This is a genomic window from Shewanella sp. (genome assembly GCF_051658185.1).
Lineage (GTDB): Bacteria > Pseudomonadota > Gammaproteobacteria > Enterobacterales > Shewanellaceae > Shewanella.
This window is the reverse complement of the sequence record NZ_JBOFMC010000325.1, coordinates 1-12,847: the sequence shown is the minus strand read 5'-3', so window position 1 is coordinate 12,847 and position 12,847 is coordinate 1. Positions and strand designations below refer to the sequence as shown.

5 protein-coding genes are annotated in these 12,847 nt (G+C 47.9%); all 5 read right to left on the bottom strand.

Translation table 11 applies throughout. The features are described from left to right. Positions 1-523 precede the first annotated feature (523 nt). Positions 524-3,229 carry a GNAT family N-acetyltransferase gene (locus ACRCZA_RS12470; protein WP_438674748.1) on the bottom strand — a complete coding sequence of 902 codons (2,706 nt, stop codon included), beginning with the start codon at positions 3,227-3,229 and terminating at the stop codon, positions 524-526. Positions 3,230-3,425: 196 nt separating this feature from the next. Continuing rightward, positions 3,426-5,453, bottom strand: a complete 2,028-nt coding sequence (locus ACRCZA_RS12465; protein WP_438674747.1) for an EAL domain-containing protein — start codon at positions 5,451-5,453, stop codon at positions 3,426-3,428. A 520-nt stretch (positions 5,454-5,973) separates the two neighbouring features. Beyond that, positions 5,974-8,664: a TonB-dependent receptor gene (locus tag ACRCZA_RS12460; protein WP_438674746.1), complete on the bottom strand. Its 2,691-nt coding sequence runs from the start codon at positions 8,662-8,664 to the stop codon at positions 5,974-5,976. A 251-nt stretch (positions 8,665-8,915) separates the two neighbouring features. Beyond that, entirely contained in the window at positions 8,916-10,502 is a 1,587-nt protein-coding gene (locus tag ACRCZA_RS12455) for an ABC-F family ATPase (protein WP_438674745.1), read from the bottom strand. Positions 10,503-10,803: 301 nt separating this feature from the next. Then, positions 10,804-12,795, bottom strand: a complete 1,992-nt coding sequence (locus ACRCZA_RS12450) for a phytase (protein ID WP_438674744.1) — start codon at positions 12,793-12,795, stop codon at positions 10,804-10,806. Between the last annotated feature and the right edge of the window lie 52 nt (positions 12,796-12,847).

The window sequence follows — 12,847 nt, the reverse complement described above, 5'->3', positions numbered from 1 at the left end:
CTGGGGTGGTTTGGTTTGTTATAAATTATCATTAAATGGCGGTTGAAAGGTTAATTAAAAACAGCTGTGACGTATCTGGTCGTATCATTTGAATGCGATAAAGAATGCATTAACCTTGTATGCGCGATTAAATCATTGCGCAGCTAAGCTTGCTGAAGTGTTAGTCCGAATGAGGGCTCAGTTGTTGGTTAACATGTGTTATTCCGCGGGGTAAATAAGCACAAAATAAGTACAGAATAAGCACAGAATAAGCACAGAATAAGCACAGAATAAGCACAGAATAAGCACAGAATAAGCACAGAATAAGCTCAGATTGAGTGCGGGGCAGATTATCAACAACCTTGCTAGAGTAAAATGTGTCGATGTTAATAGATTGAGGGGTTAATAGATTGAGGGCTACCGTTGACGGCCCTGCGGTGAGAGCCGTTGCTGTGGTGGTACTCCATTCATATAACATGAATGGATATATCATGAATTATCGATTCGAGATGACTTAATGATCAGGCTTTAATAGCGCTGCGCCTTAATTGGGCGGGGCGGCTTTTAAATTCATGTGCATTTTAATTAAATGCTCCTCCATATCGAAGGTCACAGTAAACCCGAGACTTTTGGCGAGGCTCGCCATATTGCGGTTTTCAAACATGGTAAAACCGGTGAGTACCGCAGTATCATTCGCTTGATAATAGTGGATGAGTTTTTCGAGCAATAATTTACCTAAACCGATCCCTTGGTGATCGCCGCGCACCGCCATGGCAAATTCGGCTTCGGTATTATCGGGGTCTATTGAGGCCCGCACCGCGCCTAGCGTAATGTCATCGCCATCTGGCCCCTTGGCGGTGGCGATAAAGGCCATTTCCCGGGCGTAATCAATTTGAGTTAATACTGCCATTTCTTCGTGGGTCATTTTAGACCGTACCCCAAAGTAGCGTTTGTATCTGTCCTCATCGGAGAGGGAATTATCAAAGGCTAAATGTTTAGGTTCATCCTCGGGCAAAATTGGTCTTAGCATCACTTTTAGGCCATTTTTGAGTACGGCTTCTTCTTCTAATTCCTTAGGATAAGGCATGATGGCAAGGCGCAGGGTATTGTCGGCGTTGGCTGGATGTAAGCGAATATTGATGTCGAGTAAGGTGATGGTTTCGCCGGCGGCGAGCACCGGATTAAGATCAAGCGCGGCAATTTCAGGGCAGTCGATAATGATATGGGAGATCTGCGTTAGCATCACACACAGGGCATTCATATCTAATCCTAAGGGTAAACGCCTGTCCTTAAGTTTATGGGTCTTTAAGGCTTGGATCACCATGTAACGGGCGAGCGCCATATTGAGGGGTGGTAAGGCAACGGCGGCGTCCTTGGTCGGATCCCATTCAGAGCCGCCTTCACCTAAGCAAATCGCGGGCCCAAAAACCGGATCGCTTATCACGGCGACACGGATTTCTTGGGCGCCAGCGGTCAGCGCCATTCTCTGGACTATCATGCCTTCGATCACTGCCTCGGGATTGGCCTGATGGACGCGCTGGGTGATCGCTTTTGCGGCGTGGCGAATATCGTCAGCACAGGTCAGATTGAGCATGACGCCATGCACATCGGATTTATGTAAGATATCCGGTGATTGCACTTTTAAGGCGAGTGGGTAACCGACCTTTTCGGCGATGGCTACCGCCTGCGTGGCATCTTTCACAAACCAAGTATCGATAGTGTTCAGGCCATAGGCGCGTAAAATCGGGCTGGCCTCGTGGGTCTCTAGTACCGATTTCCCTCTCGCTTGCGCCGCTTGCAGTAAACGCCGTGCGGTTTGGCTATCGGTGGGAATATTATCTGGGATCGATTGCGGCACTTCCTGCAGCAATTTTTGGTTACGACGATATTCCACCATGTGCATAAATGCCCCGACGGCCCCCTCCGGCGTGCGATAGGTAGGAATGCCCCCCTTAGAAAAGCGTTTACGGGCCTGATAGGCAGAATCTTCGCCACTCCAATTGGTTAAAATGTTTAAACGGTTTTTTTTCGGGTGGGTTTGAATGGTGTGGATTAAGGCATCGGCGATCTCGACACTTTCTCCCAACGCTGAGGGAGAATGCAGCACTAAAATGGCGTCTAACTCATTGCAATTCATCAAAATATTAATAACGTTGGCATAGCGGTTCGCATCACCATCACCAATAATATCCACCGGATTTTGCCGTGACCAGGTGCTGGGTAATACCTCATCGAGGTTGTTAATGGTTTCTTGGGATAATTCGGCGAGTTTGCCGCCGCGTAACATCAGTTCATCAACGGCCAATACCGCAGGCCCGCCGCCATTACTGACAATGGCTAAGCGTTCCCCTTGCAGAGGATTCGAGTGGGCAAGACTTTCCACTGCTGCAAATAATTCAATTAAATCATTTACCCTGAGCATACCGGCCCGGCGAAATGCCGCTTCATACACGGCATCATTGCCCCCCACGCCGCCGGTATGTAACTTAGCCGCGCGCGCACCCTCAGGGCTGCGGCCTGATTTGATGACTAAGATGGGTTTATTGCGAGATGCGGCCCGGGCCGCCGATAAAAAATGGCGCTTTTCATTAACGGAATCAATGTAAAGCATGATCGCGCTGGTGCGACTATCCCGGCCAAGGTAATCCAGTAGCTCATCAAAGCTAATGTCGGTGGCATCGCCCAGAGAAATAAAAGAGGAAAAGCCAATGCCTTTATTGTTGGCCCAATCGAGCACTGTGGTGCAAATGGCCGCCGATTGCGAGACAAAGGCAATTTTACCGGGCAGGGCACTCGCATGGGCAAGGCTCGCGTTTAATCCCAGTGGCGGCAATAACATCCCTAAACTGTTGGGCCCTAGAATGCGCATGCCATAACGTTTGGCGTGTTGCATGGTGAGCTCGAGTAAATTGATGCCCTCATCGTTATATTCCTGCGTCATACCCGACGCCATAATGATGGTCACCTTACAACCAAATTGAGCGAGGGTTTCGACAATCCCAGGTACGCGGCTGGCGCGGGTGCAAATGATGGCTAAATCGGGTTTGATCGGCAGGGCTTCGATATTGGGATAGGCGAGCACGCCCATGACGGCGCGATACTTGGGGGTGACAGGCATGATAGGCCCTGAAAATCCGCCCGACAGCAGATTTTTCATCAGTACGTTACCCGCCCGTTTTTCAGTATTGGAAGCGCCGATAATGGCAACAGAAGTCGGTTTAAATAAGGAGTTTAACGTACGTTGGCTCATAAGCTGTCCTATCCCAATCCATGACCTCACCAGTGTATCTTAGGCTGTGACGGCTGCACAGTGAAGATTTGTGTTGGTAAGCGTTTGTATCAAGTGAGATTAGTTAGCGCAGCCTTGCTGCGCTAATTAGGTGGCTAATGTTGCTTTCTAATGTTGCTTTTTTATGGTGATATTCGCGGTAAGTTAGCTTTGGAATTTATTTGGCATGCGCTGGGTGCTTGGCTAGTGTCGCCAAAGGGAGGGGTTTAGCAAGGTAATAACCTTGTACCATGTCGACGCCGCAGTGTTGGATAAAGTCATATTCTTGTGTCGTTTCGACGCCTTCTGCCACGATAGTGCAATGGGCGATTTGCCCTAATTTACTGACGAGCTTATAAATTTCTTTGCCTTTATGGGTTTGCGCATCAAGCAATAATGAACGATCAATTTTGACCTTATTAAAGGGGTACTTTAATAAGTGCGGAAAGGATGCGTAACCTGAACCAAAATCATCCATGGCAATACTAATACCTTTAGATTGTAGCTCTTGCATCACGTTGATCAGGTAGACTTTATCGCTGAGCATGGCTTCTTCGGTGATCTCAATTTCGATTTTTTGGGGTGAAATCGCAAAATGGGCAAGCCTAGACAAGAAGTGTTGAACAAACTCCGGATCTTCAATAGAAGCAACGGAAATATTAATCGACACGCGTCCGCCTTCTGGCAGATAAAGCGTTTTCATATCATTGAGTACCAATTCAATGACTAATTTATCTAACAATGGCATAGCATTGAGTAATTGAAAGTCTCGAATAAATTTGGGTGGACACAGTTTGCCCTTTTCATCGATATAACGAATTAACGCTTCATAGTTGTAGTGATTTTTATTGTTTACCGATTGAATTTTTTGATAAAACATGACCAGTTTGCCTTGCCTTAAGATTTTAGTCATCCGTTTTTGGGCAGAGGATTCGGTAATGCTGTCATTCGTTGAATTTCTAACGTTTTGTAAAATATTCTGGAATATAGCCGATTCTGCAGAGGATAAAGTATTATTATCATCTACGGTGAGGTTATATTTACCAGCATAGGCGAGATAAAATGGCCGATAAATCATAATACCGATAGCAATGACCACGATTTGCAAAATTGCGCCATTAAGTTGATGTCCCATTGCTAAATACCCACTGAAAATCGGCGGTGTCATCCAGTTGACGACGGTGACCACCGGAGAAACCAATTCGAGGGTGATACAGCTATACACAATGATAAAACTAATCAAGGGGACGATAATAAAAGGGATAATCATAATTGGGTTAAATAAAATCGGTAGCCCAAATAATAATACTTCATTGATATTGAATATCACCATCGGAATGGCAACAAGTGCGAGCATTTTATGGTTATGTTTGCGGCTAAACAGCAATACACAAAGCAATAAGCTGATGCAATTACCTGAACCGCCCATAGATAAAAAGGCATCGTAAAAGCCTTGGCTAATGACATTAATGGAGGCTTCTCCGGCTTCCCAAGCGGTAATGTTCGCCAGGCTATCGGCATAAATTTGCTGTTTAATGGCAAATAGCATGTTGTGGCCATTAATACCAATAGCACCTAACATGCCTAAAAATGTTTGGTAGAGCAGGCCACCGGTGAATGTGAGCGGATCGAGTCCTGCAGATGCGACAGTGGAGGTTAAAAATTCAGAGGTGTAAATGACCACCTGTGCGAGTAACAATGCCACAATCGAGAAGCAAAATACATGTATGATGTATTTGATTAACCGAGAGGCAAAGTCAAAGGCATTTGGGTCTAATAATCGTACCGGGAAATAAACATAATACACATAAGTTGCAGTGGCACTTAATAAAGCCAATAGGGGATTGTTAGGCAACATATAGTGAGATGATAAATTGTTGTTGCCAATGGATAGAATATAAAAAAGTGCCAAGGCATAAATAATAAAAATGGCACTGGCAACATTGGTTTTTTGCGAGAGATAATAACTCGCCACAATGCAAAATGTGGTCGGGTATAAATTAATTAGAATGTCTGAGACATAAAACAGCAGATCAGCTGCTTGTGTAAATTCGATAACCCTTAAGCCATGACCTATTAACATTGCTAACGAATTTGCCAACGTAATTGGCAACAGTAATAATGCAATGGCAGCCAGATCCGATAAGTAGAGTTTAGAACCCTGACTCAAACTAGATAAAGCTGATTGGATATGGCGGTAAATCATTAATATAAGACCTAACACTCGCAAAGATAGTATGGTTAACATTTAATATTTTATCATGGTTTGCTATTTATGTCAGTAATGGGCTGGTGCGCTGCTAAGTTAATAGTTTGTGTTAATAGCGTTTTGTATTGTTAATTTCACATTTCGAATACAATTTGTGTAAATGTCAACTAATTGACTTGCGATGAATGTGAGAGGCAATATCGATTTATGATGATAAATAAAAGTGATGTGAAAGCTTATATTTTACAGTCTTACTAACAACTTATGACTCATTACTGCTTATGGATATTTAGTGTTGGATGGCTCATTCATTGTTAAGCTTAAGCCAAATCATTGACGTGGCTTTGCTGAAAGGTTGCCACATCGCAACGGCGTAGTTGTTTTACGCGGTTGCGGTGGCAATCAGTTGGGTGAAAATAATGCGATTATTGTGAGATAGCGTTGATTTTTAATGCCAATATCTTCGGGGAGAATACCTATTGCCGAGGGGTAGTGGGCGGTCAACTGGCGCTTGGCATTAAAAACGCAACGTAATACCTAATTTATAGAGGGCCTCGCCTTGCGCGCTAAAAATGGGGTATTGATGTTTTAATTCGGGTTTGACCTGCGCCGTGTTCGGGGCTATCCCCAGCTGGATACTGTCTTTGGCAAAGAGGTTGGCAACTTCAAAGCTAAGGCTTAAGTTGTCAGTGAGTTTATATTGAGTGCTTACATCGACTGTGCCATAGGCCTGATGCTCACGGTTACCGTAGTAGCCTGGTAATTCACGGATCATATAGGCGCTGCGCCAGTTATAGGCGAGACGCGCTGAAAACTGCTCCGTTTCATAATAGCCAACCAGATTCACTGTGTGTTTGGACGAGTCAGAGAAGACGTTAACCTCGTCGGGATAATGTTCTCTAGGGGCGTGAGAATCAACCAAGGTATAGTTAATGGTGTAACCTAAACCATGACTGAAGTTATCTTGTAATTGCAGCTCAAGCCCTTGGATATAACCACCGCTGCCATTTTTTTTGGTTGAGACAGTCCAGTTATCCTTGCCAGTATCTTTATCTATGATGCCAATGCTTTGGTCTAAGCGCTGCTCAGTGGTAATAAAGGAGCGAATATCCTTAATAAAATAGGTCGCCGCCAGCAGGCTATCAGGGCTAAAGTACCATTCTAAGCCTAATTCTGCTTGATGGGCTTTAAAGGGCTTAAGGCCAATATTGCCTTGGTCGAGCACTTCGTTACCCGGAGTGCCATCGTTGTAACCGGAGAGGGCGGCCGAGGCAAACATGTCGTCGTAATTGGGCCGGGCAATCACACTTGCTGCCGCGGCGCGCAAGATGAGATCTGGGGCGAGATCAACGGCGAGGTTTATGCTCGGCAATAAGTCATGATAGCTTGAACTCATGGTCGATAAGGTGTCGGCATAGCTGCCGTCGGCTTGGAGCGCATAATAATCGGCCGCGCTTGCGGTCGAAATATAGCGCGCCCCTACATTGCCACGCAGCTTGTCGGTGGCAAACTCCGCCATCAGGTACAGTGCCAGATTGTGCTCGTTGATAGTGCCGTAACCAGAGCGGTAAATTTCACCATCGCGATTGAAGTGACTGACGGCGGCTTTGGCATCGTTTAGCATGGCATCGAAGATAGGTTTCGGCAGAATAAAGCCGCCACCAGAGCTGACCGTTCCGGCATAGTAGGCGCTGGCATGTTTGGCCATCAGATTGCCATCGACTATACCCTCAAATGACTCTTGCTTCACATCATGATTGGCCCAGCTTACGCCCGTTTTAATGGCTGACACTACACCTAAATCGACGGGGACGGTGAGATCAAGCTGTACATAGGACTCTTCATCGGCGTTCGGTTGTTTGCGCAGAGACCAAGTTTCGGGGGCGAGGGGCCCATTAAAGTCATTGACTCCAAAATGTTTATTGGCGATATCAATTTGGATAACATCGCCAGTGGCATCGTATGTGCCAGCAAAGTCACTGGCTTGCCCTAACCAAAAACCATAGTTGGCGGTGGTTTGGGTGCCACCTGTGGCGCGAGTGTTGCCAGCAAGGCCTGAGAGGGTAAAGTTATCGGCTTGGTATTCAAAATTAATGTCGTAGGTATTTGAATCCATGCTGGCTTCGCGTACCCAAGTTTGGGCAAAGCCCGGGCTATTATGTTGTCCATCCAAACGATAAAACACGCAAGTCCCGGCGGCATTGGTTTGTTCGCAGGCGTCTTGGTTATCTTGGTCGGGGAAGAGTAAAAATAACGAGGTGTTAGCGTTATTGGCTTGCATTGCGAGTTGCAACATATTGAAGCCAAATTCAAGATTGTCTGTCGGGCGATATTGCACCATCGCATTGATGGCACGACGTTCCCGTTGCTGCTCGAAGGTCGTCGGGGCAATTTCTCCCCAGCCGATATTGGATTCAATACCATTGCGTTGGTAGTGAGTGGTGGCATCGGCTGCGGCCAACAACCATCCCCACCGCTCAGCATCATCTTTCCAGCTATATAGGCCAGAAAACTCGGGATCTATCTCTTTTGATATGCTGCCGTAGTGTTGTTTATTACTGAAAAACAGTGTGTTTTTGTCCAGTTCTAGCGGTTTACGCGTATGGACGATGACGGTGCCACCGATGCCGCCTTCGTTGATATCCGCTTGGGCGGATTTGTAGGCTTCAATTTCCCCTAAGAGCTCTGGGGGTAATAGCGAATAATTAAAGCTGCGATCGGTGGTTTGTTGATCAAACCAGCCGGTTGAAGCGATGCCATGGCCATTTAATTGGGTGTGGGTTAATTGGTTCGAGGCGCCACGAATGGAGACCTGTTGTCCTTGGCCAAATTGGCGGTTTACCGCGATACCGGGGATCCGGCCGAGGGATTCACCGACATCGCTGTCGGGAAATTTGCCAATATCTTCTGCGGTGAGCGCATCCACCACGGCATTGGAGAACCGCTTGTTATTCATCGAGGCTTGGACTGAGGCGCGAATGCCGCGTACTTCAATTCTTTCAATTGTATCAACAGATCTTTCAATTGTATCAACGGGTTCAAGTGCCGCAATCGGCTCTATCGCGGGGGGGATGGCTAAATCTGCTTCTTGTGCCAGTGCAAGTGTGGGCACTGCACCGCCGAGGATTAAGGCGATTTGCAGGGCGATGACATTAGGAAGAAAGATCTTTTGCTTGAGTGACAGTACGGAGTGTTTGTTAATAGCCATAATCACGTTGATTTGAGTTAAATGCCGCATAAGGTTGAGTTCGTCAGTCGCAAGTATAGGCAAATTCTGTGACAAACTAGCGACATCCTGCATGATATCGACTCCGCTACAGATGCAAAAGCGTAGAGATCACATTTTAGAATACGAGAGCATTATCAAGATTACTGCAGATACAATGAGTTAATGAACGATGACTCTCGTACATGTCGAGTGATGGCACCCACTAAATTTAGCGCAGTGCCATGTTTGGGCTATTGTTGGCTTGCTAAGTATTCATCAAAGCTGCCTTGGAAGTTAATCAGCTGGTTATCTTTGATATCGATGATCCGAGTCGCGAGGGATGAGACAAACTCGCGGTCATGGCTGACGAAAATCAAGGTGCCTTCAAACTCTTTTAAGGCGTTATTTAAGGCTTCGATGGCTTCCATGTCCATGTGGTTGGTCGGTTCATCCATGATGATGACGTTAATGTCTTGCATCATTAACTTGCCAAAAATAAGCCGATTTTTTTCACCTCCGGAACAATTGCGGGCTTTTTTATTCGCGTCATCCTCGGTAAACAGTAAACGGCCGAGCATGGCGCGCACCATCAAATCGTTGTGTTTGGGTTGGCGCCATTGATCCATCCATTCGATGATGGTCAGATCGTTATCAAAATCGGCGCTGCTGTCCTGGGGGCAATAACCGATGGCGGCATTTTCGGACCACTTAATCACGCCTTGCTCGTGGATTAATTCATTAACTAAGCAGCGCAGAAGGGTGGTTTTGCCCACCCCGTTTTCACCAATAATCGCCAGTTTTGCGCCGGCTTCGAGGATCAAATCACCGCCTTGGAATAGCAATTCACCGTCAAATCCATGGCCGAGATTTTCAAGCACTAGCGCTTGGCGGTGCATTTTTTTACCCGCAGCAAAACGGATCGAGGGGGTAATGCGGCTGGAGGATTTCACTTCATCCAGCTTAATTTTGTCCATGCGTTTGGCGCGCGAACTGGCCTGTTTTGCCTTAGAGGCATTGGCACCAAAACGGTTGACGAAGTCTTGTAACTCTTCAATTTCCGCGCTCTTTTTGGCATTGCCAGCCAATAATTGCTCCCGCAGCAGGGCCGACTGGGCTAAAAAGTAGTCGTAGTTGCCAGGGTAAATCCGCAGCTCACCGTAATCGATATCCGCCATATGGGTACAGACGGCGTTGAGGAAATGCCGATCGTGGGAGATGATGATCATGGTGCATTTACGCTTGTTGAGCTCGGCCTCTAGCCAACTAATGGTATGAATATCCAAGTTGTTGGTCGGCTCATCGAGCAGCAAGATATCGGGGTTGGCAAACAGCGCTTGGGCGAGCAGTACCCGCAATTTCCAGCCGGGGGCCACCTGTGACATCGGACCGTAATGATAGGCCTCTTCAATTCCCGCTTCGATCAGGATTTCGCCTGCGCGACTTTCAGCGCTGTAGCCATCCATTTCAGCAAATTCACTTTCAAGATCGCCCACTCGCATGCCATCCGCTTCGCTCATGTCGGCTTTGGCGTAAATGGCATCGCGCTCTTGTTTGATCTTCCAAAGCTGCACATCGCCCATGATCACCGCATCAATGACGGTGTATTGTTCAAAGGCAAATTGATCTTGGCTCAGCGTGCCGACCTTTAATCCTGGGGTAATCGATACATTACCTGAGGTGGGCGCGAGGGCGCCGCTTAAGATTTTCATAAAGGTCGATTTACCGCAGCCATTGGCACCGATTAAGCCATAACGGTTGCCGTGACCAAATTTGGCCGAGATGTTTTCAAACAGTGGCTCTGGGCCAAATTGCATGGTGATATTTGCGGTAGAGATCAAAAGGAGGGTTCCTAGGTTGGGTAAACGCTAACGTTTGCAGACAATATACGGGCAGAGGAGGTCAAGCGCAGCTTGTTCTTAGCCAATAGGTTAAAGCCGCGCAGTATACCGATTAAGCGAGCAAGATGCGAGCAGACAACGCGGAACTGGCGGCGTCACGGCTTAAACAGGTTAATCAACCTACCAAGCAACGACAAAGCAACCGACAAAGCCACCGACAACCCCGCTCCCGAAGGCGATGGGGGTGTCGGTGGCAGGCTTGGTGGGCTGGCCTATGTCGTCTGCTCTCAATGGCGTTGAGTTAGTTGAGTTGCAATTGCTGGGCGATACTGCGCCAAGGCAACCATTTAAACGCTTGATTGGCATCGGGAAGATAGTTGTGGCCATCTTGCACCACCAGCATGCCCTGTTGCCAGTCACCTTGGCCAACGGGGAGGTGAGTGACGGCCAGTCCATCGGTTTCTGCGCTGCCATCGATGCTGCTTGCTCGGCCATTTTCCATGCCTTGTAAGTTCACACCGATGCGAAAACGGCCAATTTGGGCGTAGGGCGGACGGGCTTGATAGAGGATATAGCTGTTATTGCCTTGACTGGAGACCACCAGCACGTCTTGTTTTTTGCCGTTAATTTGGGCACCTTGGTAGAGGGCAATCCCTTCAACATCCGCGACTAAATCCCCTTCGGCCTTGATGATCAGTGTGCCTTGCGTGTTGGCATTTTCCTGAGCATCAAAGCGCCAAATGCCTTGATCTTCTTCACCCACAAAGAGGGTGTGCTGCGATTCATCAGCGACGCAGCCTTCGACTTGGCTGGGGCTGTGGATGTTACGAACTAACGTTATGCGCGGCGCATCATTGTGCCAATCGACCCGGTATTGCGCGATACGGCCAGACTTTTCATTGGCAAACACATACAGCTTGGCGCCATCCTGATAGAGGCACATGCCGTAAATATCCTGCAAATCGGTCGCTTGATTGGGGTACTCGTGGATCTTGCCTGTGCGGTCGATGTCATAAAACGCGAGGCTATCGTTATCCCTAAGGGTGGCGACGGCGATATCGCGTTTTATGCCACCAAGCAGGACCTGTTGGCGTATATCGACATTATTGATCCGGCCCGAGGGCAGGGCTTGGACTTGCTCGCCTTGCATGGAAAAACTGAGTAAACCCCAGCGTTTATGGGTGCCTAGGATCAGGCTTTTTTCCGGTGTTGTGGGGTGGATCCAAATGGCGGGGTCGTCCATGGTATCGTGGGGACGATCCGAGGGCGCGCTTTCAACCCATGCGGGGATTTCGGTGATCTGCGCTGCTGCGGGGGCATTCTCCTGTTGGCTAAGCGCTAATGTGGACGTGGATGCGAATTTATATTCATCGGTGTGATCATCGTAAATCGCCCAGGTGATTGTCGGCGCTGTGCTGCTGTCGCCATGCAACGTGTAGGACAACTTTTCAGCGTTGGCGGCGCTAAATTGCACTAAGGGTTGGCTTTGCGTCGAATCGTTTGGCTTTGCTGCGCTTGACGCTGAGGTTTGGCTTACGCGGACAACACCAGTGTCGTCTGCCAATAACAGTTGACCATTGACGACGGCTAAACCCGTGATGTGATTATCAAGTGCAACCTGAAAGAGTGTGCCACTGCCATCGGCAAAGGGGCTGGCATCAAATTGCCAGATCCCCGCTTGTGGTTCACTGACATACAGGGTGTCACCGTCAATGGCGCAATCACGACTATTGACCGGGATCGCTTGGCTGCGCAGTAATTGGGGCGCCCAGTGTGTGGCATTGCCCAGGAGCCACTGTTGACTTTGACCATTCTCGCCGCCAAACCACGCATAAAGATTGCCATCTTGCGGGCGTACTTGGCTGCAGATCCACTGGATCTCAAAGGGCAGCATTGGCAGTAAGGGCAGGCGTTGGGCGATGGTTTTACCCTCGACTTGCTTCAGTTTGATTGGCTGTACGCGGTCGGCTTTACGATCCAGCGTTAAGGCGTATGGCGCGAGTAAACTCAATAATTCAAATTCCCCTTCGAGCAACACCTCAGGCGCAGTGTCGTGATTTGCCTTGAGGCGTTGCAGTAATAATCCGCGCTGCTCACTGGCGAATAACCATTGTTCAGGGTGGGTTGTCGCCGTTCTCGTCAGTGGCTGAGCTTGGCTGCCGCCCTTGGCGGCCACTGTGTGTATGACGGTGTGTTTTGTGGCCGCGTTATCATTGGCTAAGCTGCTTGCCTCGGCATAATGCAGTGGCAGGATCATCAGGCTGATGCTGTAAAGTATCGATATTTTTTTCATTTTATGATCATCTACTTAATTTAATTCTCGTGATGCACTGGTGGCATTTCTC

What these genes read in the sequence shown, in the direction of transcription:
- ACRCZA_RS12470 (WP_438674748.1), bottom strand. Translation starts at nt 3,229, where the DNA reads ATGAGCCAACGTACGTTAAACTCCTTATTTAAACCGACTTCTGTTGCC.
- ACRCZA_RS12465 (WP_438674747.1), bottom strand. Translation starts at nt 5,453, where the DNA reads ATGATTTACCGCCATATCCAATCAGCTTTATCTAGTTTGAGTCAGGGT.
- ACRCZA_RS12460 (WP_438674746.1), bottom strand. Translation starts at nt 8,664, where the DNA reads ATGGCTATTAACAAACACTCCGTACTGTCACTCAAGCAAAAGATCTTT.
- ACRCZA_RS12450 (WP_438674744.1), bottom strand. Translation starts at nt 12,795, where the DNA reads ATGAAAAAAATATCGATACTTTACAGCATCAGCCTGATGATCCTGCCA.